The organism is Streptomyces sp. NBC_01006 (genome assembly GCF_045162725.1).
Taxonomy (GTDB): domain Bacteria; phylum Actinomycetota; class Actinomycetes; order Streptomycetales; family Streptomycetaceae; genus Streptomyces.
The window spans coordinates 7,196,967-7,220,451 of sequence record NZ_CP108700.1; the positions used below are offsets into that span (position 1 = coordinate 7,196,967).

At 70.1% G+C, this 23,485-nt stretch carries 25 protein-coding genes; 5 read left to right on the top strand and 20 right to left on the bottom strand.

Annotation, left to right across the window (positions count from 1 at the left end; genetic code table 11):
- Positions 1-11 precede the first annotated feature (11 nt).
- Positions 12-1,127, bottom strand: a complete 1,116-nt coding sequence (locus tag OG509_RS32710) for a methyltransferase domain-containing protein (RefSeq protein WP_406186221.1) — start codon at positions 1,125-1,127, stop codon at positions 12-14.
- A gap of 9 nt (positions 1,128-1,136) precedes the next feature.
- Entirely contained in the window at positions 1,137-1,289 is a 153-nt protein-coding gene (locus OG509_RS32715) for a hypothetical protein (protein ID WP_373916405.1), read from the bottom strand.
- A 231-nt stretch (positions 1,290-1,520) separates the two neighbouring features.
- On the opposite strand from OG509_RS32715, the gene OG509_RS32720 reads away from it, so the two are divergent.
- The gene (locus OG509_RS32720) at positions 1,521-2,804 is read left to right on the top strand and encodes a multiprotein-bridging factor 1 family protein (RefSeq protein ID WP_406186222.1); all 1,284 of its coding nucleotides are present in this window, start codon (positions 1,521-1,523) and stop codon (positions 2,802-2,804) included.
- A gap of 83 nt (positions 2,805-2,887) precedes the next feature.
- Here OG509_RS32720 and OG509_RS32725 read toward each other — a convergent pair whose 3' ends face one another.
- The 4 genes from OG509_RS32725 to OG509_RS32740 all read right to left on the bottom strand — a co-directional run bounded on the left by OG509_RS32725 (position 2,888) and on the right by OG509_RS32740 (position 6,894).
- Positions 2,888-3,466: an AAA family ATPase gene (locus OG509_RS32725; RefSeq protein ID WP_406186223.1), complete on the bottom strand. Its 579-nt coding sequence runs from the start codon at positions 3,464-3,466 to the stop codon at positions 2,888-2,890.
- 262 nt (positions 3,467-3,728) lie between these two features.
- On the bottom strand, positions 3,729-4,118 hold the full coding sequence (locus OG509_RS32730; protein WP_386527358.1) for a hypothetical protein: 390 nt from the start codon (positions 4,116-4,118) through the stop codon (positions 3,729-3,731).
- A gap of 639 nt (positions 4,119-4,757) precedes the next feature.
- Positions 4,758-5,861, bottom strand: coding sequence for a sporulation protein (locus OG509_RS32735; RefSeq protein WP_406186224.1), 1,104 nt, complete (start codon positions 5,859-5,861; stop codon positions 4,758-4,760).
- A gap of 43 nt (positions 5,862-5,904) precedes the next feature.
- Positions 5,905-6,894 (bottom strand): phosphotransferase enzyme family protein, encoded by a 990-nt coding sequence (locus tag OG509_RS32740; protein WP_406186225.1) that lies wholly within the window; start codon positions 6,892-6,894, stop codon positions 5,905-5,907.
- A gap of 377 nt (positions 6,895-7,271) precedes the next feature.
- Here OG509_RS32740 and galE point away from each other — a divergent pair, with 377 nt between their 5' ends.
- The gene (galE, locus tag OG509_RS32745) at positions 7,272-8,264 is read left to right on the top strand and encodes a UDP-glucose 4-epimerase GalE (protein WP_406186226.1); all 993 of its coding nucleotides are present in this window, start codon (positions 7,272-7,274) and stop codon (positions 8,262-8,264) included.
- Positions 8,265-8,406: 142 nt separating this feature from the next.
- Here the strand turns inward: galE and OG509_RS32750 are convergent, their stop codons facing one another.
- The gene (locus OG509_RS32750) at positions 8,407-8,577 is read right to left on the bottom strand and encodes a hypothetical protein (RefSeq protein WP_406186227.1); all 171 of its coding nucleotides are present in this window, start codon (positions 8,575-8,577) and stop codon (positions 8,407-8,409) included.
- A gap of 296 nt (positions 8,578-8,873) precedes the next feature.
- A complete protein-coding gene (locus OG509_RS32755; protein ID WP_406186228.1) occupies positions 8,874-9,233 on the bottom strand; it encodes an alpha/beta fold hydrolase in 360 nt (119 codons plus the stop codon).
- 73 nt (positions 9,234-9,306) lie between these two features.
- Between OG509_RS32755 and OG509_RS32760 the strand changes: the two genes are divergently transcribed.
- Complete coding sequence (locus tag OG509_RS32760) at positions 9,307-9,843, top strand: AAA family ATPase (protein ID WP_406186229.1); 537 nt, start codon at positions 9,307-9,309, stop codon at positions 9,841-9,843.
- Positions 9,844-9,849: 6 nt separating this feature from the next.
- On the opposite strand, the gene OG509_RS32765 is transcribed toward OG509_RS32760, so the two are convergent.
- The 4 genes from OG509_RS32765 to OG509_RS32780 all read right to left on the bottom strand — a co-directional run bounded on the left by OG509_RS32765 (position 9,850) and on the right by OG509_RS32780 (position 13,879).
- On the bottom strand, positions 9,850-10,356 hold the full coding sequence (locus OG509_RS32765) for a tetratricopeptide repeat protein (RefSeq protein ID WP_406186230.1): 507 nt from the start codon (positions 10,354-10,356) through the stop codon (positions 9,850-9,852).
- Positions 10,357-10,641: 285 nt separating this feature from the next.
- Positions 10,642-11,376 carry a phosphotransferase gene (locus OG509_RS32770; RefSeq protein WP_406186231.1) on the bottom strand — a complete coding sequence of 245 codons (735 nt, stop codon included), beginning with the start codon at positions 11,374-11,376 and terminating at the stop codon, positions 10,642-10,644.
- A 1,139-nt stretch (positions 11,377-12,515) separates the two neighbouring features.
- Positions 12,516-13,553, bottom strand: a complete 1,038-nt coding sequence (locus tag OG509_RS32775) for a serine hydrolase domain-containing protein (protein ID WP_406186232.1) — start codon at positions 13,551-13,553, stop codon at positions 12,516-12,518.
- Positions 13,553-13,879 (bottom strand): hypothetical protein, encoded by a 327-nt coding sequence (locus OG509_RS32780; RefSeq protein WP_406186233.1) that lies wholly within the window; start codon positions 13,877-13,879, stop codon positions 13,553-13,555. Before OG509_RS32780 ends, OG509_RS32775 begins: the two co-directional genes overlap by 1 nt.
- Before the next feature lie 87 nt (positions 13,880-13,966).
- On the opposite strand from OG509_RS32780, the gene OG509_RS32785 reads away from it, so the two are divergent.
- The gene (locus OG509_RS32785) at positions 13,967-14,578 is read left to right on the top strand and encodes a hypothetical protein (RefSeq protein WP_406186234.1); all 612 of its coding nucleotides are present in this window, start codon (positions 13,967-13,969) and stop codon (positions 14,576-14,578) included.
- A 310-nt stretch (positions 14,579-14,888) separates the two neighbouring features.
- A complete protein-coding gene (locus tag OG509_RS32790; RefSeq protein WP_406186235.1) occupies positions 14,889-15,155 on the top strand; it encodes a hypothetical protein in 267 nt (88 codons plus the stop codon).
- Positions 15,156-15,172: 17 nt separating this feature from the next.
- On the opposite strand, the gene OG509_RS32795 is transcribed toward OG509_RS32790, so the two are convergent.
- The 8 genes from OG509_RS32795 to fxlM all read right to left on the bottom strand — a co-directional run bounded on the left by OG509_RS32795 (position 15,173) and on the right by fxlM (position 23,467).
- Positions 15,173-15,796 (bottom strand): M15 family metallopeptidase, encoded by a 624-nt coding sequence (locus OG509_RS32795; protein WP_406186236.1) that lies wholly within the window; start codon positions 15,794-15,796, stop codon positions 15,173-15,175.
- A gap of 253 nt (positions 15,797-16,049) precedes the next feature.
- Positions 16,050-17,144 (bottom strand): NUDIX domain-containing protein, encoded by a 1,095-nt coding sequence (locus tag OG509_RS32800; protein WP_406186237.1) that lies wholly within the window; start codon positions 17,142-17,144, stop codon positions 16,050-16,052.
- Positions 17,145-17,209: 65 nt separating this feature from the next.
- Positions 17,210-17,974 (bottom strand): PIG-L deacetylase family protein, encoded by a 765-nt coding sequence (locus tag OG509_RS32805; RefSeq protein ID WP_406186238.1) that lies wholly within the window; start codon positions 17,972-17,974, stop codon positions 17,210-17,212.
- Between the two features lie 47 nt (positions 17,975-18,021).
- The gene (locus tag OG509_RS32810) at positions 18,022-18,906 is read right to left on the bottom strand and encodes a glycosyltransferase family 2 protein (protein ID WP_406186239.1); all 885 of its coding nucleotides are present in this window, start codon (positions 18,904-18,906) and stop codon (positions 18,022-18,024) included.
- 58 nt (positions 18,907-18,964) lie between these two features.
- On the bottom strand, positions 18,965-19,771 hold the full coding sequence (locus OG509_RS32815; protein WP_406186240.1) for a hypothetical protein: 807 nt from the start codon (positions 19,769-19,771) through the stop codon (positions 18,965-18,967).
- A gap of 123 nt (positions 19,772-19,894) precedes the next feature.
- On the bottom strand, positions 19,895-20,848 hold the full coding sequence (gene hemC, locus OG509_RS32820; RefSeq protein WP_406186241.1) for a hydroxymethylbilane synthase: 954 nt from the start codon (positions 20,846-20,848) through the stop codon (positions 19,895-19,897).
- A gap of 16 nt (positions 20,849-20,864) precedes the next feature.
- The gene (locus tag OG509_RS32825; protein WP_406186242.1) at positions 20,865-21,116 is read right to left on the bottom strand and encodes a hypothetical protein; all 252 of its coding nucleotides are present in this window, start codon (positions 21,114-21,116) and stop codon (positions 20,865-20,867) included.
- Positions 21,113-23,467 carry a methyltransferase, FxLD system gene (gene fxlM, locus OG509_RS32830; protein WP_406186243.1) on the bottom strand — a complete coding sequence of 785 codons (2,355 nt, stop codon included), beginning with the start codon at positions 23,465-23,467 and terminating at the stop codon, positions 21,113-21,115. The genes OG509_RS32825 and fxlM overlap by 4 nt, the downstream gene beginning before the upstream one ends.
- Positions 23,468-23,485 lie beyond the last annotated feature (18 nt).

Genomic DNA, 23,485 nt, shown 5'->3' on the forward strand with positions numbered 1-23,485 from the left:
ACCGACAACCGTCAGGGCATGTACGGTCCGGCAGCGACGGTGCCGGACCAGACGTGCTGCCCGTCGGGCGCGACAGTCATTCCGAAGTCCCACAGCCCCGGGGAGCCACGTTCCTCCCAGTGCCGGCGCCCGGCGTCGACCTCCGCCAGGAGGTGGCGGGGGCCACCTTCGTACGCCGCCACGGTGCCGGTCTGGTCGGTGGTGGCGGTGGCCCAGGAGCTGACGCCGTCGTGTAGCCGGACGGTGAGGCCTTCCCCCGTGTCCTCGGTCGTGATCCGGATGTCCGGGTGGGACACCCTGAGTGCAAAGACCAGGTGCACGGCGGCGAGCGGCCGAAGGTCTCGTTCGACGCGGACCGTGCGGTCGGGCGGCCCGTCGCCACGGATGGCGTGGTACTCGCGGCCCTGGTCGGTGCCCCGGCTGGGCATGAACATCCCGAGGCCCTGTACCCAGCCGGTCGCTGACTTGCCGTCGTCGGCGACGGTGAGCGCGACGTGCCCGAGGCGGCCCCAGGGGACGACGAGGCGGCCCCCGGGTCTGGTCTGCTCGATCCACGTCCACGGGATCTCGTCTACCGCGTAGGTGGCGATCACCCGGTCGTACGGCGCGGCCGCGGGCCAGCCCGCGTTGCCGTCCCCTGTGTGCACGGCGACGTCGAACCCAGCCGCGGTCAGGCGGGCGCGGGCGGTGTCGGCGAGCTCGGCGTCGACCTCGACGCTGGTGGCCTTTCCGGCGCCGGCGCGGGCGGCTAGTAGTCCGGCGTTCCACCCGGCCCCGGTGCCGACCTCCAACACGCGGTGGCCGGGCTCCAGCATCAGCGAGTCGAGCATGTCCGCGACCACGGCGACGCACGACAGGCTGGAGCTGGGCAGGCCGTCCATGATCTGGGTGATCGCGGAGTCTTCGGGACCGGCGTACACGTGGTCGGCCCACCTGTCAGGGTCGCGACCGCGGTCGACGGGCACGTATTGGTCGCGCCCATTCCACGTCCACAACTGGTCGGGGGCGAAGTCGTGGCGGGGGACCGTGTCCAGGATGGCGCGGCGGACCCACGGGGAGTCCGCCGGCCAAAGGCCCTGGGTGTCCATGGCCTCCGTCAGCTCCCGCTGGCGGTCTTCGAGGTACATGTCGTCGCGCTACTTCCTGCGCTTGCCGGAACCGGAGCCCGGGTTGGATACCTGGCCGTCGGAGTTCCCCGGCGGCGGCTTGCCGCCGGAGAGGGGCGCGTCCGGCTTGGAGTGGCTGCCGCCCCCGCCGCCTCCGTTGTCACTGGGCTTCTTGTCCGCCATGACGTGCTCCCCTCACCTCGGTTGATGGTGCTGGACTTGACCGGAGCGGGCGGCCGCCGCGCAGCCCGCGGGTCTGGTGCTGATGACCACGACACCACATCCGTACATCCTGCGGACCTCGCTGCCCACGTTCGGCATCGCGTATGCAGATTCTGCATACGTAGTGTGCCCACCCGATCACAGCCCCTAGAGTGGGGGCGGCAGACCCAGCGCTTACCGACGGAGGGCGCCGTGAGCACTGACCCGCTCTGGAGCTCCCGCCGCGTCCTTGAGTACGCCGAGAGGCGGCGCGCAGGTTCGCTCATCCGCGTCGGCCGCCAGGCGCGTGGCTGGCGGCAAAGGGACCTTGGCATTCGGCTGGCCTGCTCGCAGTCCACCGTCTCGCGCCTGGAGCAGGACCGGTTCCTCGACCTGCCGCTGCTCAAACAGGCCGCAGCCGAGGTCGGTGTCCCCGTGCCACTCCTGAACGCGTCCTTAGGCCTAAGTTCCCCACCAGCAACTAGAGTTATCGTCGACAGGACATCGGCCGAGGAGGACCCCATGCGCCGCCGCCCCCTCATCACCGCCGCGGCGCTCGCCGTCCCGCTCAGCCTGATGACCCGGATGGAAGCCGCGCTCGCCTCGACACCCGAGCCGAGCGGCGCCCCGGCCCGTACCCTCGACGCCCGCCTGACAGCCGCGCGCGGCCAGTTCGACGCCGCCGCCCATGCCGGACTCCTACGCACGCTGCCGAGCCTGCTCGCCGATGCCCACCAGGCAGCCTCCGAGACCCGCCGAGACCTCGACTACGCACGCCTGTCCTCGGCGTACACCATCGCCTCCCAGCTCCTTAACAAGCTGGGGCAATACAAGCAATCACGGCTGACCGCGGACCGGGCCACGCTGTACGCCGAGGTGTCCGGCTCACCGCTCGCCGCCGCCGCCGCCACCCGCGAACTCGCCGCCGTGCTTCGCCACCAGGGCCAAGAAGCAGCGGCCCAGGGACACATCGAAGCCGCTGTCGCCCGCGTGGAGGCCACCGGCCTCGCCACGGATGCGCAGGCATCCGCCTTCGCGCAGATGCTGTGCAGCACCGCCTACACGGCCGCCATCGCCGGAGACCGCGACCAGGCGCTGGTCATGATCCGGGAAGCCGCACGCGCGGCCCGCGACCTGCCCGACATCGCCCCCGCCGGACGCCTCTTCCCCGTCACCCCGGCGGCCGTCGACCTCTACGCCGTCGGCGTCCACTGGGCCCTCGGCGATGCCGGGACCGCCCTCGAAGCCGGCCGCAAGTTGCACGCCGACCAGTTCCCGACCATCGAGCGCAAGGGCCGCATGCACACCGACCTCGCACGCGCCTGGTGGCAGCGGTCGAAGCCCGAGCAGACGGTCGGCGAACTCCTTGCCGCGGCCCGGCTCGCCCCCGGAGAGGTCCGCGACCGGCCCGCGATCCGGCAGATCGTGGACGACCTCTACGCGAAGCACCCCAGGGTCAGCGGCGTCCGCGAGCTCGTCGCCGTGACCGCCGCGTAGACGCCCCGCCTACTCGACACGCTCGCACAGGAAGTCGTTAACGGCCTGGACGTCGCCCGGTGCTCGGGTTCAGGTGATGAGCCCTATCGAGGGCCGAGCGACTTTCGCGGTGCGCGCAGGAACGCCTGGATCTCTGGTGTTCCGGGCGAGTAGCCGTCCGACGTGTCCACGATCAAGGTGGGCGCGTCGAGGCTGATGGGTTCGAACTTCCCCGGATCGTAGGTGCCTGCCTCCATGTCCGCGAGGAGGGCCGTGTCGCCGTGGGCGGCCCGGTGGCTGTCGGCCTCGGCACGATTCGCGATGCGCTCGACAATCGTCGAGGTGGTTGTGGTGCAACGGATGATCCTCAGGTCTGCAAAGCCCATGAGGGACTCCAGACCAGGGCGCCAGAGCCGGTCCTGGAAGGCCGCCTCGATGACGAGGGTCACCCCTGCCTGAACGAGGACGGTGATCACGTTGAAGAAGGCTTCCAACGTCGCGATGTTGAGGAGATCGTCTCCGTTGACCTGGTGATTCGGCACATTTATCACCATGCCCTGCTTGATCTCGTCGCGAATGATGGCCGGGCAGCCAAGCTCCTGGGCAAGGGCGCGGGCGAGCGTCGTCTTCCCCGTCCCAGGTGGACCAGTGACGACGGCGACAAGGGCGATGCGGCTTTGCACGGGCAGCACTCCGAGTAGTGGGAATCGCGACGAGTCAGGACGGAGGCCAGGGGGGCGCTCCGCTGATTGCTGAGCCGGAAGGCGATGCACCCAGCATCTCTTACGCGGCCACGTGGATACGGGCCAACGTCAGAGTGAAGGCAGTTCCGTCTGGGAGGCGCCCAGGCTGTCACTATGCCCCCGTCGCCCAGCGGGCGATCCGATCCAGAGCGGATCTCGCGCGCCCGCGTTCGGGTTTGCCACAGCCGCTCGATGCCGAAGGTCAGGAACTGCGGTCGTCTTCGACGCTCACGTCGTCGGGCCACGTAGCGTGCTCGATGAAGTACGCCACGGCACGGCCGGCAGCTTCGAACGTGACGGTGTCCCGGTCGGCGTAGACGTCGACCTGCCCATTGGCCAGCTGATAGCCGCCAGAGCTGCCGCTTCCCCGCGGATCGACGAGGTGTTCCGCTCGGTCGGCTTCACCATCCAGAAGGCTGACCATCGCGCGCTCGCCGTTGGTGACCACGGCCAGGTTGGCGGCTCGCCCATCCTCGAACCACGTCTCCTGGGTTCCCCAATCCAGACGGTGGCGGAGCAACTGGCCTGCATCCTCGCCGGAGTACTCGAATCCGGGAGAGCCCAGCAGATGCCAGCGCCGTGAAGTAGCCACCGAGAAGTCTCCAATCCGTGACCCGACGACGGTGAGCCGGGTGGGCAGTCATAGGTCGAACCCGGGCCTGACAAGCTCAAAGACCAGTTTCACATCCGAGAGCAGGACCTCCCCATGCCACCGTCGCCGAGCCGGCCAGCGCCCGTGGCCGCAAGGGAAGATTTCGGACAGGTCGACACACGGACGGCTGTTCCGAGAGCTGGCTGAGCCCTTACGGATTAGCCCGGACGACCAACCGGCCTGGTCCGCGCCTCCGCCGCCTGCGGGAACAGCGTCACGTCCAACTCCAGCTCGCCAGCCCGCCACATCACCGGCTCACCCGCCTCCCGCCATGCCACCCCCGGTACCACTCCGGCATAACGACGTCCCGCAAGACCGCAGCGGCCTCGATACAGTTCCAGCCCTGCTCACCGATCCGGTCGAAGCCCCGGCGTTCGATCCGAACCCACGCCCCCGTCCGTACGGGCCCTGAGAGAGCGGCGCTTACGCACCACGTTGACCGGGTCCAGGCTGACGTCCAAGCCCTGCTCCACAGGGTCGAGGACCGAATCGACCACGTGGCGGCGAAGATCCACTGGTGTCGGCCGGCACAGAATTGACCATCAGACCTCCTCGGTGAACCCACGACCGTGCAAGGGTTCAGGCTGCGGTGGTGGGGAGCTCGGTGCGCGTGCGCCGGATGAGGTCGGCTACCTCGGGGCGGGTCTTCCAGCGTGCGAGGGCGTGGGTGACGTCGTGGAGGTAGCTGTGGGCGCGGGTGGAGTGGACGTTGCTGAGGATCCGGAGTGAGGTATTCGCGGCGACGAGGCCGCGCTCGAGTTCGCGGGCCTGGAGGTGGCTGGCGGCCAGAACGGCCATGCGGATGCCAGTGGCTCGGGTGAAGCGGTCAGCCGGCATGGGCTTGGCCTGTGAGTTCCAGGCGAAGGCCCCCTTGGGGTCTGCGAGGTCGCGGTGTACCTCGGTTGCGTCAGCGGCGAGCCGGGCGTGGGTCATGTAGGCGAGCTGCTCCGGGTCGTGGCTGCCCGGTCGGATGGAGTCGAGTAGCTCTTCGGTCCGGCCGAGCGCGGCCTTCGCGGCCTGGGCGTTTCCGGTGCGGCCGTGGGCGCGGGCTTCGGCCAGCTTTGCGAAGGCGAGAACGCGGGGTGCGGCGTGGCCGAGGCCGCGTTCGTAGGCACCTTCGGCCATGTCCGCTGCTTGTTCGGGGTTGCCGCGAAGGAAGGCCTGCAGGGCCATGGTGGCCATCACGTAGCAGCCGCTCTCCACGTTGCCCGCGGCCCGCGCAAGGTGCAGGGCATGGATGAAGTGGCGCTGGGCGGTGTCGTGGTGGCCGGTGTCGACTGCTGACCAGCCCACGACCCGGGACAGCTCGGCGGTCGCCGCGAACAGCTCGCGCCCGATGTTCTCGGTGTAGGTGCGGGTCAGTAGCGGCGCGGCGTTGAGGCGGAGGCATTTGGTGACGGAGTCGGCCTTCCAGTTTCCGCCGCCGTAGCGGGAGTCCCACAGGCGGGCCTCATCGGCGGCCCTCCACAGTTCGTCGAGGTCGCTCCGGCCGACCTGCCGTCCGCCCTCGTGGGAGACGGGAGCGTCGGTCGGCTTGGTCAGCCAGCGGGTGGCGGGGGTGGCTAAGGCGGCGATCGCGAAGCCGTTGCTGATGAGCTGGCGGCGGGAGCGGTCCACGGTTCTCCAGTAGGTCGCGGGGACGCGGATGGTACTGACGGGGTCGCGGGCGAATTCCAACCCCATGTCAGGGTTTCCACCAGACCTGCTGCACATGCCGATCTCGTGGCTAGTTGTCGTGGTCAGGCAGGCTGAGTCGTTGGGGCGCCAGCGTGTCATTCCGTTCGCGCAGGCCGAGCGGGTCCTGGGGCCGCTGCCGGCGCCGAGCCGTCCACCAGGCTCCGAGCGCGTTGGCCTGAGCTTGGTAGGCAGGGACGTCGTACGCGTATCCCAGGCGCGCGATCTCTCCGTTGAGGATCACCACGAAGCCTTCGATCGCGGCCATCTCGGCCTCGTCCAAGGGGCGGATGCTGCGGTAGCCCGCCAGGAGGTCCACGGCCCGTGACTGCTGGTAGCGAGCCTGCTCCCCCTGAAGGACGAAGAACCCGGTGGCGAGGAGCTTTGCGAGGTCGAACACTGGTGGGGCGTACATGACCTTGTCGAAGTCGATGAAACCGAACCCGCCGCCGCTGCCGGCCACGACGTTGTCCCAGTGCAGGTCGCCGTGGATGGGCTGGGGCCGCAGTGACACCAGATCCTCGGCCAGGCATGGCAAGATCCGATCCCGCCACAGGTGCTGGGCCACGTACCAGTGAGGCAGCTCTTGGTCCGGAGAGGGAACCGGACCAGGCTCGAAGGTCAGCCGGCGGTCGGTGAAATCGCCCGCATCCGGCCGGGCCAGCTCCGAGTGAAGTCGCGCGAGGTCCTGGCCCAGCCCGTACGGGTCCCTCCGGTCGGCGCCGCCCTTGCCGATCCACGTGCACACGTGAACGGTCTGCGGACCAGTCCCTGTCTCCACCGTGCCGACGGCCAACGTCTGCGGGCACTCCACACCGGCGACTCCGTCGACCAGCTCGGCGATCCGGCTGATCAGGGAAACGGGTTTGGGCGTCAGCCGCACGGCGACGTCCGGTGACTGCGAGGACGGCGAGACGCCACGCCAGATTGTGGCCATGGTGCCCTCGGCCACCGGTTCGAACCAGTAGTCCGCCGCGTTCCACGGCCCGCTCACACCGGCCAAAGCGTCGCTGAGCAGCTGCTCGCTGTCGTCGGCCGACATCTCCGTTGATCCTTCCTGCCGCCTGCCGCGGCGTCCACAGCCGCGGGCCTCATGCCCGTGCCGCAGATGCCCGTGCAAGGCCGACCAGAACGCCAGGTACTGGCCAGAACGCCAGGTACTGGCCAGGATGCCAGTACCTCGGCGACCTTCCGGCCAGTCCGATGGCGCACTGGAAACCCGTCGCGGCCAGGTGCACACCGTGGCCACGGCGTCCGGACCGGTCCGGACTGGACGTGCGCGGCGGCGGAGGCCGCGGCGACGAGCCGGGCCAGGACATCCGGGCGTGGTGGGGAAGCCACACTCCCATGTCCGGCTTCTCCGCTAGCCTGCTGCCGGTCGCCTACTGGGTCTGAAACCAGGCTGGAAAGAGGATCACCATGTCCGTCCTCATCGCCGGGGGAGCCGGCTACATCGGAAGCACCACTGCTTCAGCGTGTCTGGATGCGGGCATCTTCCCGGTGATCCTCGACAACCTCGTCCGAGGGCGCCGCGAGTTCACCGATGGGCGGACCTTCTACGAGGGCGACATCTCGGATGGAGCACTGATCGACCGGATCTTCTCGGAGCACCCGGACATCTCCGCCGTGGTGCACTGCGCGGCGCTGATCGTGGTGCCTGAGTCCGTCGCCGACCCGATCGGCTACTACGAGGCGAACGTGGCCAAGAGCCTGGCCTTCATCAACCACCTGCACCGCAACGGCTGCGACCGCATCATCTTCAGCTCCTCGGCCTCCATCTACCAGTCCGAGGACGGCTCGCCCGTCAACGAGGACTCGCCGCTGGCGCCACAGAGCCCCTATGCGCGGACCAAGGCGGTCTGCGAGGAGATGCTCGCCGACATCGCGGTAGCCGGGCCGCGCGTGCTGTCGCTGCGGTACTTCAACCCGGTCGGCGCTGACCCCGAGCTGCGTACCGGTCTCCAGCTGAAGCGGCCCAGCCACGCCCTGGGCATGCTCATCCAGGCGCACCAGGAAGGCCGACCGTTCCCGATCACCGGCACGAACTACCCGACGCGCGACGGCACGGGCATCCGGGACTACGTGCACGTCTGGGACCTCGCTGCGGCCCACATCGCGGCGGTCGAGCGCTTCGATTCCATCCTCACGGATTCGAAGCGCTCGATCGCGATCAACTTGGGCACGGGCTCCGGCACCACCGTCCGGGAGCTGTGCGCCGCGTTCAACAACGTCGTCACCACCCGCCTGGCCACCGTCGACACCGATCCGCGCCCCGGTGACGTCGCTGGCGGATACACCAAAAGCGACCGAGCGGCCGAGCTGCTGGGGTGGACGCCGAAGCTGTCCCTGGAGGAGGGCATCCGGTCCGCCCTGGACTGGATTCCGGTGCGTGACGAACTGCTCAAGGACTGACCTCTCCCCCTGTCGCCTTCACCCTGCCCGTTCGGGTCTGGGTGCGGAGGCTGGCTTCGAGGGCGAGCACGTGCCGCATGGCGGGAGCGGGCCATGCGGCGTGCCACCTGTGCTCTGCCGGGGCGCCGCGGTAGGAGAAGCATCAGGTCACGGCGTTCACTGTTCCGTGTCGGTGGAGGCGGGTACGGGCGTGGGGGCCTGGTCGTCGCGGGGGCCAGGCGTATTCGCTGTAGGTGATGCCGTCGGCGATGTGCTGGAGCGCGACCACGAGATAGGGCGGCTGAGGTTCGGGAAGGCTGGTGGTCTTGTGCATTGCCAGCCCTCGCACTTGTTCGGCTCGGGGTTGCCGATCTGGCCGTGCCAGCGGTCGACTGCGAAGAAGAACGCGATCCTCCGCGTCCCGGCGTGGGTGGAGACGTGGTGCATCAGGTGGACGAACTGGACGTCGTCGCGGTCGACGGCGGCGCCGGTCTCCTCGGTGAACTCTGTCCTTCAGCTCCCGCCACCGTCCCGCGTTTGGCCCGAGGTGCTCCTGGAGCCGGGCCCGGTAGGTGGGCTTCCATGTGGCGGTGTCGTCGATCCCCGTGCCGGACACGTACACGAGACCAGCTACGTGGTCGGATGCGTGAGGGCGTAGATGAGTGCCAGGTGCGCGCCGTAGGAATGCCCGAGCAGTACGACCCGCTCGTGGCCGGTGTGGGTGCGGATCGCGTCGAGGTCGGCGACGGACTGGGCCAGGGAGTACGGGCCGACGCGATCGGAGCGGCCGGCGCCGCGCTGGTCCCAGCAGGTCAGCGTCGCCCACCGGGACAAGAGCGGTCCCGGCTGCGGGCTTTCGTCCCACGATCCGGGACCGCCGTGGACTTTGATCACTGTGATCGGGCCGTCGGCGTGGCGTCCGGTCCACAGCCGGACACCGTCCGACGCGGTTACGAACTCACTTCCGGGACCTGCTGGTTGGATGGTCATACCGGGCAGGCTATTGGGCGGCCGCCGGTCCATTTCAGGTCGTGGCGAACTGTTGAGGGGTTAGCGTGCCGGGGTGCAGACACGCAGCGAAGAGACCCGGCTGATCTTTCTCCGGGGGAACGCGGGATCGGGCAAGACGACCGTGGCCCGACGCGTACAGCAGCTCTACGGTCACGGCCTGGCCGTGATCGAGCAGGACATGTTCCGCGACATCACCTTGCGGGAGACGGGTGTGCCGGGGCCGCTGACCCGACCGCTCCTGGCGACCGCTGCCCGGCAGGTCCTCGACTCCGGACACCATCTGATCGTGGAGGGGCTGCTCACCACTCCGCGGTGGGAGGACGTCCTCGCGGCATTGGCAGCCGATCACCGCGGCCGGACCTTCGGCTTCTACTTGGCGGTGCCGTTCGACGAGACGGTGCGCAGGCACTCCACCCGCCACAAGGCGACGATGTTCGGGGCCGCCGAGATGCGGGAGTGGTGGCGGGAGGAGGACCGGCTGACCTGCCTGGTCGAGGAGACCGTCGACCACACCAGCACCGTCGAGGAGAGCGCGTCCCGCATCCTCAAGGAGTGCGGGCTGACGCCGGGCTCCGGCTGCGCCCTGTGAGGTGACCTACGAGGAGGCGATCAGCAGCTCGACGCGGTCGAGTGCGGCCTGGGTGGATTCGATCAGCCCAGGGTCACCCTTGGCGATCCGCAGTCGCCACGCTTCCCGCAGGTGGGCGCGTGCCAGTACGAGGTCGCCTTGCTCCATGAGGTGTTTTCCGAAGTGCTGGAGGGCGAAGTCGGCGAGTTCCGGGTGCTGGCTCTGGGCGGTGTCCAGGGCTTGACGGTAGAGGACGTGAGCGGTCTCTGCCTCGCCGGCGTAGCGGTACGCGTCGCCGAGGTTGAGTTCGGTGGTGATGACGGCTCGGGTGTTGCCGCTGGATGTGGCCAGGTCGAGGGCCTGCCGCAGGAACACGCGTGCGTCGTGGTAGTTGCCGAGGCTCAACAGGCCGATGCCAATCCACCGTGCCAGGACCCGCGTCCGATCGGCGTCCGTGCCTGCGGGGAGTGCCCGCAGGGCCTCGCGGATTTCGTCGACGGCGGTGGCCAACTGGTCGTGGTCGGTGGGGATCATGCGCAGGTCCTCGTTTTGTGTGATGAGGTGCTGGAGCAGTCGCCCTCCCTTTTTCGGCTCCCGATCTGGCCGGTCGGTGTTACAAGGTTGTCCTTCCGGCCTGGTCTCCGAAACTCGGATGCCCGGGCCGCGGCCGCGCCTCTACCCTCCCGTCATGACACCCCCTCCGCGCACCGAGCCGACGGTGGGACGGCGGGCACGTGTCGGCGGTCGTGTTCGGCTCCCCCTGGCGCCGAGCCCCCACCCCACAGGCCAGCGGCCACCGTGCCTTAGTCCCAAGCAGGGTCAGGCCAGCGCCCGGTCGAAGACCTCATGGTGCGTGTACACGAACTGGCGCTCTCGCCTACTCCAGGCGATCCGGTTGGCCAGGACGTCCGGAGCAGCAGGGGCAGTCTCCGGGTGAGCCTGGAACTCAGCCCAGAACCGCACGTTGCGCGACTGGCGCTCGAGGATGCAGTCGACCAGCGCGTGGCGCTCAGCGTCCACCAGCCCGTACACGTCGGCGATGAGCCGCACCTGTGCCGCCTGGCCATCAAGAGGCATGACCTGCTTGGACGAGATCGACCACGTCCAGGCCATGTACGCCACGTCCTCCAGACGCCCTCCCGGGGCGGCCAGCTCGAAGTCGATGAACGCGACTGGAAGGCCGTTCTGGAAGACAGAGTTGTTTGGGCCGGGGTCGTGGTGACACACCACATCGAATCGGCCCGCCAAATTGCTTCCGCGTGTGGCGTCGTGCATCTCACGGAGAAGGCGAGCAGCTGCCCGCACCTGATCGTCAGACCAAGGCTGGAATTTCTCCGGGACCTCGCCCTCGATATAGGTCAGGATGTCTTTTCCGTCGACCTGTCCCAAATATTTCGGGGCTCCCAGGAAATTCTGCTGCTCGAAGATTTCCAGAAGGGAAGCCATAAATTCCGAAGCGTCTGACGCGGGCCTGAGTACCGTGTCATCCTGTCGGAGGACTTCCGACGCCATACGACCCCCGGTCAGCACGACCGCACCAGACGCATCAGTCATCGCCGCCGCTCCCACACTTTGATCGCCGATTTCCCTGCGCGCACCGCACAGCACTCATTCACGCCAGGAAATCCGTAGTCCGTCCTACAACCTGAGCGAGCCTAGCGGAGCCTGGGGTGGCTACGATCCAGGGTCGCGGAAGTGGACACCTTGGAGTGGAAACCGCGCCGCTTTCAAGATCGGCCTCTTCGGGACGTACCTTCCACAGGTCTTCGGTACGCAGCTGTTTCAAGGACCAGACGGGCAACTCACCCCGCCTCCGGTGGATCCAGCCGGGGTGGACTCGCGGCGGGCAGCGTGGGGCTTCGAGCCGCTGGAGACGTACATCGAGCAGGTTGCGGCCGGCGTCCGGTAGGGCGGGGTCGGGGACGGCAGGCACGGGCGTGAGACCGGGCTCCGCCGCACTGCGCCCTCGGGTGACGGTCGTGATCGACACCGTTTGCCGAATGGTGGGTGCCGCCGGTGTGAGGGACCGCGGTTGCGCCGGTCGGTGAGGACGGCCTGGGCGCCTCGGCGAGCGGTGGCCGGGCGCCGAGGCGTACGGCCAGCGCGTCGGCGAGGTGCTGGTAGCGGATGGGGGAGGCGCACGTTCGTCGTGCCAGACGCAGGCTGACATCGAGGATCGTGAATCGTCCGGGCTGGGTCTTGAACGTGATGGTGCGGTAGCCGAAGCCGCAGTCGCCGGGATGCAGTTCGCGGGTGCGGCCGAGGTGCCAGTCGTAGACGGTGAGGCGGGTGAGGGTGTCGGATATCTGCTGTCCGTAGGCGCCGGTGTTCTGGACCGGTGCGGCTCCGGTGGTGCCCGGGATCCCGCCGAGGTACTCGATGCCCGGACAGGCCCTCGGTGACGGTGAAGGCGACGAGTGAGCCGAGCGGTTCTCCCGCCTGGGCGATGACCTCCACGAGGTCGCCGCCGAGCGGGCGTACGGCGATGCCGCGGGTGGCCATGTGGATCACGGTGCTGGGGTAGCCGGTGTCGGCGGCGAGGGTGTTGCTGCCGCCGCCGAGCATGAACGGCGCCGTGTCGCTGCCGTGTGCGGCGTGCGCGGTCGGTGTGGGTGAGGAACCGGTCGGCGGGTCCGCCGAGACGGAGTGTGGTGTGGTCGGCCAGTAGCTCACCCATGGGGTGCCTCCGTTCGTCAGGTGGCGGAGATGGTCTTGAGCGCGAGGGCCCGCAGCGGGGCGATCTTGGTGCGGGCGTTGCCGCCGTAGATGGCGTTCGTGCAGATGACGAGGTAGCGGCCGGTCTCCGGCGCGAGGTAGAGGCTCGTGCCGGTGAACCCGTGGTGGTACGCGACGCGCCCGCCGGCGGCGAGGATCCAGGACAGGCCGCGGTCCAGGCCGGGCTCGATCGGGGCTTGGGGGACCAGGCTGGCGTGCAGCCATTCGCCCAGGCCGTGCTCGTCGCCGTCCGCGTGGGCGGCCAGGAGCCTCTGGGCGTATACGGCGAGGTCACCTGGGGTGGAGAACACCCCGGCGTGGCCGGCGACGCCACCGAGCAGGCCGGCGTTGTCGTCGTGCGGGGCGCCCCAGATCCGCGGGGCACCGGGGATGCGCTGCTCGGTCGGGGCGACCTTGAGGGTGCGGGCGACGGGCCCGTACACGGTGGCGTCCATCCCGAGCGTCTTCCATAGGTCCGCGCCCAGCTGGTCGAGGGGGCGGCCGTGGATGTGGGCGAGGGCCAGGCCGAGCAGGATGTAGCCGCGGTTGATGTAGCGGTGCTGGCCGGGGGCGTCTTCCAGCTGTTCGCGGCACAGGAGTTCGTGCAGTGGCAGGTCGGCGCCGCGGTAGTGGTCGAGGCGGGTGGAGGCACGAAGCCCGGAGGTGTGCGCGATCAGCTGGCGCACGGTCGCCTCTCCACTGGGGGTCTCGCTGTTCATCGGAGGCAGGAAGTCGCGGATCGGGGCGTCGAGGTCGAGCAGCCCGGCATCCAAGGCCTGGCCGATCAGGGGCCAGGCGGCCACGACCTTCGTCAGCGAGGCGATGTCGTACGTCGTGTCCCGGTCAGGGGTGGTGTTGCCGCACTCGGGAGCGACCTTGCCGACGCTGAGGAACTGGGGGCTGGCGCCGGTGGTGCCGTAGGCGATGACGCCACCCGGGGAGGCGCTGTCGGCGACGACCTGGTCGAAGGTGTCCCAGAGGCGGGTGGTGTCATCGGCGGTGAACGGGACGGGCATCAAGGGCCTCCGGGGATGGTGGTGATCTCGGCTCCCAGCGTGGCCAGATTGGGCTGCAGGTGGCCGTAGCCGCGCTGGAGATGGAATATCCCTCGGATCGTAGAGGTGCCGCTGGCGGCGAGTGCGGCGATCAGCAGCGCGGTCACCGCACGGATGTCCGCTGCCTCCACCGTGGCGCCGCGCAGCCCGGCCGGCCCGCGGACGCGGAGGACCGAGCCGGTGGCGGTGATGTCGGCGCAGAAGGCACGCAGCCCCTGAACGTGGGTGTCGCGGCGGGGGTAGACGCGTTCCTGCCGTCGACGGACTGGATGAACGCTTGATGGCACGCCTCCCTGCGGCGGTCGGCATCGCTGCTGGAACCGGGCTGGCCGGCGGAGTGCAGCGGCGGGCCGTTCACGTACGCGTTGCCCACGGTGGCGCTGCTGCTGTACACGCGGCCTACTGCCGACGAACCCCGAGACTTCCCCGTGGAGCGGATCGTCGAGGCGCTCACGACGCGCGAGCCCGCGCTCGAGGACGTGATTCGGCACGGGCTGACCGACCGCCGGCACGACCTCGACGACGACTCTCAACTCAGCACCTTGGTGCGCTGGCTCACCGAGTACCGGGAGCCGCTCGCCTACTCGGCGGGAGGCCTGGAGTTGCCCTCCGTGGAAAGCTGGCCGGGCGGCACCTTGATGGGCGCGTCCGCGTGGTGGGCCGCGCATTCACTGACCCACCATCACCTCGGCTGGTGGCTGATTTTTTCAGCCCTGACCGATCCGGTTCAGGTCAAGGTCGATGCTGACGGCGGCGTGATCAGACAGGGCCTTGTCGACCGGCTCCATGTGCACCTGGTAGCCCGTCACCGCGGGGGCGAGAGCCGGGCTCGCGAGGATGAGGTCCTGGCGGCGGGGGACGTCGCCGTCGGCGAAGGCCGCCGTCGGTACGTCCTCCTTGCCGGCGGAGGTGCTCGCGTCGACGAAGCCGGCGCGGGCCAGGAGTTCGACGGCCTCGCGGTCGGACTGCAGCTCTTCGCCGGGTGAGCGCAGGTGCCCGTTCAGCAGGTGGGCTGGCAGTCGGGGGGGACCAGTCCGGCTCGGGGAAACCCGTGCCGATCGCGTTGATGTCTCCCAGCAGGAGGGAGATTCGGTCGGGCGCGGCGAGGACCTCCAGCGGTGCGACTTCGCGGGCGCGATTGCGGGGGTCGAAGGGATCCAGGTGCAGGTTGCGCACCTCCAGCAGCTGCTCGATGCCCGGCAGGATCAGGTGGGCCCAGCCCATGACGTGGTGGTAGCGGGTGCGATCGGAGCCAGCTGAATGGACCCGGATCCGGTCGCTGAGGAGGATCGCCGAGTGGAAGTGGTGTCCTGCCGTCGTCGGGTTGGCATCGGCGAGAAGGCCCTGCGCCAGACCGACGTCGTTCACCATGCGGTGCAGGCGCCGCCCGCCGAGCTGGTCCCAGAAGTTGCACTCCTGGAGCGCCAGAATGTCCGGGCGCAGCGTGCGCAGAAACTCGATCTGCCCGTCCCATCGGTCTGCCGGGCCGAAGCCGAAGTCGGTGTGGCCGCCGAACAGGGTGTTGAAGGTGGCAATGCGTATGGTGCTCATGGGAACTCCTGATGGGGGCTCTTTGGCGGTCAGGGGTGTCGGGCGTACAGGGCGGACGGCTGGTTCGTCATCAGCGCCCAGTACCGGTCGCCGCGGCTCCAGTGCCACCACTCCGTCGCGTAGTTCACGAGGCCGGCAGCGGTCAGAGCGGCGGCCAGAGTGGCCCGGTTCATCCGCGCCTGGCTGCTGATCGAGGCCGCGTGCGTGTAGCAGGCGCCGTCGGACTCCTCAGGGCTGGCGTTCACGCGTGTGCCCATGTCCAGCTCGATCCCGTCGGCGTTCACCAAGGTGAGGTCGACGGCGGCGCCGGCGCTGTGAGGCGCGATCTCCGGCGGGGACACGTACCGGCTGGCGGCCTCGTGTACCTGGTCCTGTGTCCAGGTCGGGTTGGCGGCGCGCAGCTCGTCCGCGTACTCCTCGAAGTAGCGCCGTTGCAGGTCAGGCGGGCGGTAGCCCTCGATGAACAGCAGGCGCAGGCCGGCGGGCAGGAGCGACTGGGCGTGAAGGAGCCGGTCGAGAACTCCCTGGCGGAGTTGAGCGAAGGCGCCCGCCGGGTCGGACCTGCGGTCGTCGACCAGCAGGTTCCCGCGGACGTTGACGAGCGGCTCGCCGCAGTCCACGACGGGGATGGCGGCCACGCGCGGGTCGCTCATCAAGATGAGTGGACCGACGGCATCCTGCGGGGTCGTGTTCACCAGGGCTCCTTGATTCGTCGGCAGCGTGCGGACCCGCACGCCTCGTGGGCCGTGTCTCCTCGCCCGGCGGGGCGGTGGTGCTGTCGGCCGCGCTGGCCGGAAACGGTGCCCCGATGGGGGGGGGTCTCTTCCTGAGCGGCTGGTCGGCCGAGGGAACGGCGTCGGACATGGCGTCCTCGATTCGGCTGGTTTCGCTTCGGGCGGGGCTGAGCTACCAGGTGGTGGGGGCGCTGAGTTCGGTGACAGGCTGGCGACCGGCCTGGGGAAGGCCGAGGAGGACGCGGGCCTGGTGGACCGCCTGGAGCTGCTCGGCCGCGGATGGCCCCCAGTCGAAGAGTTCCAGGGCCTGCTCCGGGGTGGCGAGGATCCGGGTGTAGGTGCGACCGGTGGCCGGATCGACAGGGGCCGGGCCGAGGCTCGTGAGGGCGGCGGCGTAGCGGACGCGCGCACAGGGTTCGTCGGGGTCGGACAGGTACCCGAGATACCGGGTGCCGGCCAGCTCGGCGGCGGCTTCCTCGCGGGCTTCACGGATCAACGTGGTCTCGGGGTCGGCGTGGTCCGCGGGTTCCGGAGTGCCGCCGGGCAGGCAGGCTGCGCCGGTGTCGGGTTCGAGGAGCACCAAGACACGCCCGTCCGGGGCGAAGGCCCACGCCCAGGACTGGCGGACCGTGAGGCCTTCGGGGACGGGGCCGGGGTGGAAGGGGAAGTGGTGACAGGCTCGGGCGGTGCGCAGGACGCCGACCCGGTCAAGGGCGGTGGGGTCGACCGGAAGCCCGTCCTCAAGGAACGCGGGACCGGCGCCGCTGATGCGGGCGCGGAGCGCGGACAGGGCGCGGCGGGCGTCGCCCGGAGCCATCAGAGCGGGCAGGTCAGCGGGTTCGACGAACTCGACGGCCTCGATCTCGCCCGGTGCGGGCCGGATCGCCGCGATCTGGCCCTCGTCCCAGACGCCGCCGTCGAAGACGTGCAGGAGCTCGCCGGGGAACTTCACTGCGGGGGACGCTGTGCGGCCGGCGGGGGAGACCCAGTCGACAGCCAGCCCGCGGGTGACGGTCGCCGTGACGCCGAGTTCCTCCTTCAGTTCGCGGGCAGCGCCCTGGGCGGGGGACTCGCCTTTGTCGACGGCGCCGCCGGGCAGCAGGCGGGTGGGCCGGTAGGTGACGCGCTGGATCAAGACCTGCCCTCGCTGGTTGGTGATCAGCACGGAAGTTCCGGCCCACAGGGCGGCCGAGGCGCGCAGCGCCCCGTACGCCTCCTCGGTCATCGCCACACTGGGAAGTTCGTCGGGCTCAGAAGTCGTAGTCATCTCTCTCCGATTGGTGAGTGCTTGCTCGTGGGCGGTGAAGGGGTGGCTGGCGCGGGGCCGGGGCGTCAGATGATCAACTGGGCTGGGTCGCCTTTCGTGCGGCCGGGGGTGAGGCGGGTGAAGTGCTCGGTCTGGATGATCCGGTTGCGGTCGGCTTCGGGGAGGCGGGCAAGGATGCCGGGCAGGGGCCGTTCGCGCGCGACCTCGCCGCGGTGCGCGAGGATCGCCGCCCACTTCTGCTCGAGCCAACCGCTCACGTCGACCGTCGCGGTGATGTGCTCGTCCGGGACGCTCAACACCTTCTTCCCCACCCGTGCCAGGAGCGGGCCCAGCTCGCCCACCCCCGAGTGCGGGTGAGTGGCCGCGTACAGGGTCTCGGGCTGCCACGGGGCTCCAGCATCCGGGTAGCGGTGTTCGAGGCCTGCGGCGTGGAACGCGAGGACGGTGGCCTGATGAGTGCGGATGTGATCGGGATGACCGGTCAGCTGGCCGTAGGCGTCGTGGGTGACAACGAGTTGAGGCTGCACAGCGCGGATGTGCTCGACGATGCGCCCCACCACCTCATCCAGCGGGGCGTCGCACAGCCGGGGCCGGCCGGGCGCGGAGTCGGGGATGCGGGCGTCTGCGAAGCCGAGCATCCGTGGCTTCCCGGCCTCCAGGATGGCCAGGGCGTCAGCGAGTTCGCCGGCCCGGTGGCTGTCGGGGGCCCAGGTGGCGGTGACCACGGCGGTCGCCGCGTCCGCGGCGGCGTGCTGCGCGAGGACTCCGCCGGCCAGGAGGGACTCGTCGTCGGGGTGGGCGAAGACGGCGAGCAGGTTCGGTAGCGGCACAAGGTTCTCCCAGTTCGTTGGCGGGGTGCGATGGTGGCTGGCGGGCGTCAGATGATCGGTGGGCGTCCCGCGGCGGTGAGGCGGAGTACGGTGCGCCAGCTCATGGGTTGGCGATCCTGCTCGTGGCGGCCGGCCCACCCTTCGCGGAACCCGCGCAGGGACTCTCGGGCCCCACCGGCTCGAACGGCCCGGATCGCGGTGGCCGTCATCCACAGCACGAGGTACGGGGGGATCAAGGGGGCGGGCAGGTTGCGGTACGCCACCCAGACGCGGTTGCGGGCGGCGAGCCGGTGGAAGAGGGCGTGGCGGGTGGGGCTGGTGAGGGGATGGTGCATGCGGATGCCGGCCGCGTACCAGCCGGTGGCGCCCCGGGCCCAGATGCGTTGTGCGAGGTCAAGGCCTTCATGGAACAGAAAGAAGGGGTCCGCCCAGCCGCCGGCCGCGTCGAAGGCTGCGCGGCGGATCAGGACTACCCCTTCCGTCATGGTGGTGATCGTGCCCGGGCGACCAGGGTCACTGGTGCGCAGGCGCGGGACCCAGCGCCGTGGCGTGGTGGTGTCGTCCGGGCCGGTGAGGCGCGGTTGGACGTAGCCCGCCTCGGGGTGGTGCTCTGCCGCGGTGACGAGGCGGGCGAGGACATCGTCGGTGGGGAACGTCGCGTCGTTGTCGAGGAAGAACAGGTACTCGCCTGCCCGACCGGCCTCCGCGAGGGCGCGGGCGCCCGCGTTGCGGCCGCCGGGGATGCCCAGGTTCTCCTCCAGGGTGACCGTCAGGGCTCCGGCGGGGACGATCTCCGGGGTGCAGCCGTTGCCGACCACGCAGATCCGCAGGTCGACTCCTGTCTGCGCGAGGAGGGTGGCCTGGGCGGCGGTCTCTTCTTCGGGTCGGTCGTTCATGGTGAGCAGTACGACGTCGATGCGGGGCCGTAGCACGCATTCCTCCTCAGGATGGGCTCTCGGCACTGCCAACTGACCAAGTCCGTAGTGGTGTTCAAGATGGGCTGGATGGGACGGGTGCGCCGGTCAGCTGCTCAGCGCGGCGAGCCAGATGGGGAGCGAGTTCGGGGTGTCCTCCGCGAGCGGCGACTTGGAGCAGCTGTGCGAGAGCGACCAGCTCCCCAGCCCTACCGGCCGGGGTGTCGAGGATGTGGGCGAAAGTGCGGCGGATCCGGGCAGCGGTGACGGGGACGGTCAAGCTGTACGCGTGAAGGAGGCCGGTGTCGTAGCCGGCGGGGACGGCGCCCCAGGACTCCCAGTCCAAGACGGCCAGATGGTCTGCGCACAGGTTCGCCCAGTGGAGGTCTGCGTGACCGGTCACCCACGCGGTGATCTGGATCGGGGGGATGCCGAGGTAGGTGGCGAAATTCCGGTCGATCCACCCTTGCCGGACGGAGACCCGGTCGGTTGAGACCGTTGCCAGGGTCGTCAGGGCGGCTCGGAGCTCAGCCCACCACCCGTCCGGCAGGTCGGCCTCGCGCTCCAGGACGGGCCCGCCGCGTTGGAGGACCGGCCAGGGCACGAGCTCGGACAGCTCGGCCCGGTAGCGGTGGCCGCCCGCGGTCCAGTCGATGATGTCCAGGAGCCTCGGCCTGGGGATGGTCCGCGGCAGGCTCGCGTCGGCGGCCGCCGCGCCGTCCCACAGCCTGCCGGCGGGTTTGTTCAGAGGCTGGGAGACCACACGCAGCCACCGGTCGCCCGCTCGGCGGCTGATGGTACGGCCCTGCCACCCCCAGGACTCGGGCCCGGATGCCGCGGGCATGAGGAATGCCTGCGCCGCCGACCGGTGGGCTTGCCTCATCCGATGCTGCTCCTGGGGAGCCCGGGGCGGTGCGAAAGGTTGCTCCATCACCTTCTCCATGGTTGGGGAGAGCAGGCGGGGCCGGGATCCTGAGGGTCGCGGTCCCGCCTGTTCTTGTTCGGTCTATTCGGGGGTGACGGCGAGGAGGCGGGCCGCGCCCGCGTTCAGGAGACCCTGGGCCGCCCTGCGGCCGACGTCGGCCGCGCAGTCGGCGGGGCCCGAGGAGTCGGTGCGGAGGGCGGGGCCGCCGGCGGGGTCGAGGACGGTCGCGTGAACGGTCACGCGTCCGTCCTCGAGAGCGGCGTGGGCGGAGGCCGCGGTGAGGCATCCCCCTTCAAGCCCTGCCAGGACGGCTCGCTCCGCGTCGAGGAGGATCCGTGTGGCGGGGTGGGTGAGGGGGGCGAGGAGCTCGGCGGTGGCGGCATCGCCGGCGCGGTGCTCGACGACGACGACCCCGGCGCCCGCGGCAGGCAGCCACAGCGTCGGGTCGAGGATCTCGTCGGCCCGGTCGGCGAAGCCGAGGCGGCGCAGGCCGGCGAGCGCGGCGATCATCACGTCCACCCCGAGCTCTCCGCTGTCCAGGCGGGCGAGCCGCCGATCGGCGTTGCCACGGATCGGGACTGCCGTGAGCTTGGGGTAGAGGGCGTGGAGGAGTGCTGCGCGGCGGGGCGCGCTGGTGCCGACCCGGGTGCCGGGCGGGAGTTCAGCGAGGGTTGCTCGCGGATGCCCGGCCGGCAGTACGAGGACGTCACGGGCGTCCTCACGGGGCAGGACGGCGGCCACGGTGATGCCCGGTGTCCGGTCGTGGGGGCTGGGCAGGTCCTTGGCGCATGCGATGGTGGCGTCGACCTGGCCGGCGAGGAGGTGTTCGTCGGCGCGGCGGGTGAAGGCGCCCTTGCCGCCGATCTGGGACAAGGGGCCGTGGTGCGCGTCGCCCTCGCTGGTGATCTTGCAGATGTCGAGGGTGATGTCCGGGTACTTCGAGCGGAAGGCGTGGGCGAAGCGGGTGGTCTGTTCCATGGCCATGGGGCTGGGCCGGGTGCCGAGCCGGACGGTTCGGGCTGCGAGGGTGGTCAAGGTAGCGGTTCTCCGGTCAGGTGCTGGTGTGGAAGAGGTGGGCGAGAGCGGCTTGGAGGGTCTGTCCGGGGGTGAGGGTGCTGGTGTCGATGACGTGCGCGACGGTGTGCAGCCATGCGGTGGCGGCGTGTTCGTAGTCGGGGGTGCGGCGCCGGCGGTGGGAGCGGTCCTCGGGGCCGGCGAGGACGGATTGGGACAGTGCCGTGTGGAGACCTGCGGCCAGGGTCGACTTCCCGGCGTCAAACGCGCCGTTGATCCAGACGATCACCGGGGCTCCGGGAGCACAGCGGGCGTGGCCGGCGGGTGGGCGGGGGCCGGGAGGAGGGCGTCGCGTCCCGGCCATTGGAACACCAGCCTGCAGTGCGTGCGGTCCAGGACATCGCCGGGAGGCAGCCTGTGGTCGGGGGTGCCTGCCGGATGGACGCTCAGGGCCGGATCGTCCGCGCCGCGCACGTCGGTGTCCCAGGCCTGGACCGTCGCGGCCAGCTGCCGTGCGATCTGCGGGCCCTGCTCGCCGAAGGCGTGGACAACGAACTCCCACTCCTCATCCTGCGGGTTGTCCCCACCCCGGTGGACGTAGATGAGGTAGGCGAGCGAGGTACCGTCGAGGAGCGCAGGCACGTCGGCGCCTTTCCCGATCTGGGTGACGCCGGTGCCCTTGTCCACGGTGGCCGCCAGACGGCAGAACGCTGGCAAAGTGGTGGCCGCGAACAGCTGAAGGGACCCGAAGTACTCGCCGGAGCGCACGGTCACGGCGGTGGCGACCTCGTGGCGTGGGCCCCGCAACGCCTCGTCCAGGCCCCCGGCGTCCACCGGGCGGGCGTCTTCGCACCGCAGCAGCAGTTCCCCGCCCAGGAGAGCAGTGGGTCGGTCCGCCCGCGAGTCGGAGCCTTGCGCCCGAACGAACCCGCAATGAGTGGATTTTCTCGCGTGGAGGACATCGCCTTCGCGCTGGAAGGCGATCGCACGCGTGTACCCGTGGATTTCCAGGGGCAGTACGAGGTACCGGTCCTGCGCCAGCTGGCTGTGCCATGGGGGCGGGATGTCCCACACGTTGTAGGTGATCATGATGCCGTCGAAGCCGCCCCGGGGTACCAGGTGGGCGGGCGCGCCGAGGGCGGCGTCGCCCTGGAAGGCGGTCACCCGTCCGCTGCCGGCCTCGGCCGTGAACCGCTGGGTGCGGTGCACGACGTACGGGTCGATGTCGCCGGTGACGACCCTGCCGTTGGGGCCTGTGACGTGGGCGAGGAGCTCGGCGTTGTAGCCGCCGGAGCCCGCCTCGTACACGTGCGCGCCCGGCGGCAGGTGGAGGCTTTCGATCATGTCGGCCTGCAGCCAGGCAGCGGACACCGAGCTGATGGCCTGGCCGGTGTCGTCGCGGCGGGTGACGACCGCCAGATCGTCGTCGTAGGCGGTCGGCAGGTTCGTCTCCGGGGTGAACCGGTGCCGGGGAACCGTACGGAGGGCTTCCTGGACGGACGCGGTCGGTGCCCAGCCGGCGGCGATGACCGCGTCGGCCATCTTGTTGCGCAGCCGGACGGCCTCCGCGGGTTCCCCGGGTACGGGCGGGTGGGTGTCGGCGATCGGGTAGGCGTGCACGGCGGGCAGGCTGGGGATGATTCCGGGCCAGATCGCATCGAGTGCGGCCGCGGCCGGCGCGAACACGTCCCCGAGACAGGCCAGAGCGTGGAGGGAGAGCCACTCCCAGCGTTCGAAGAGCCGCTCTTCTGGGTTGGTGAGCGTTCCCGACACGGCAGTGACCCTGACGACTGCGGTGAGGCGCGGCACGCCGTGGCTGTCGTCGACCAGCATCGTCACCACGTGCGCGTCGGACACCTCAGCCCGCAGGCCTGTCTCCTCCTCGAGTTCCCGCACCGCGGCCGACGCGAAATCCTCGAACCCGGTTGGTTTACCGCCGGGCAATTCCCACATGCCGCGGGTCGAGCGGCCCAACAGGACACGCCCCGAGGTGTCGGTGACCACGGAGACAGCCCCGGTCAGCGCGTGGGCGGTCGGCGGCCGTTTCTCCACCGCACGGGTGTCCTCGTGGCAGCCGCCCCGCAGGACAAGAACGGCAAGGCCTTCGGCGTCCAGTCGGACGGCCTGTTCCCAGCCTGCGGAAATCTCGCTGATCTCGGCTTCGGCGAGGGTGATGTCCCGTCGGTCTTCCGGGGTCTGGTCGGTGGTCGGCGTGATGATGACCAGCGCGCCGCCGGGCCGCAGCCTCGCCCCGAGCCCGTGAAGGGTGCCCGTGCGGTTCTTCAGGAACGGGGCCACCAGGCGGAGCGTGATCAGGTCGTAGCCTTCTGGGTCCAGGTCGGCGGGATCGTCGTCCTCGATGTCCAGCCGCATCCACCGCACCCCCTTTAGGTCGGGGTGTTCCTGGCGGGCGCGGTCGATGGCGCTGGCCGCGAAGTCGACGGCGTCCACGGTGTAGCCGAGCGACACCGTGTAGGCGGCGAGTTCACCGGTTCCGCAGCCCACATCGAGAGCCTTCCCGCCGCCGGCCGGCGCGGGGACGTGCTCGGCGAGCAGGGCACGCTCGATATCACCGAGGGGACGGAATCCCTGACCTCCGGCGAAGTGCCGGTCCCATTCGCCTTGGTGGACGTACGCCACGGTGCTGCTCCTCATCGG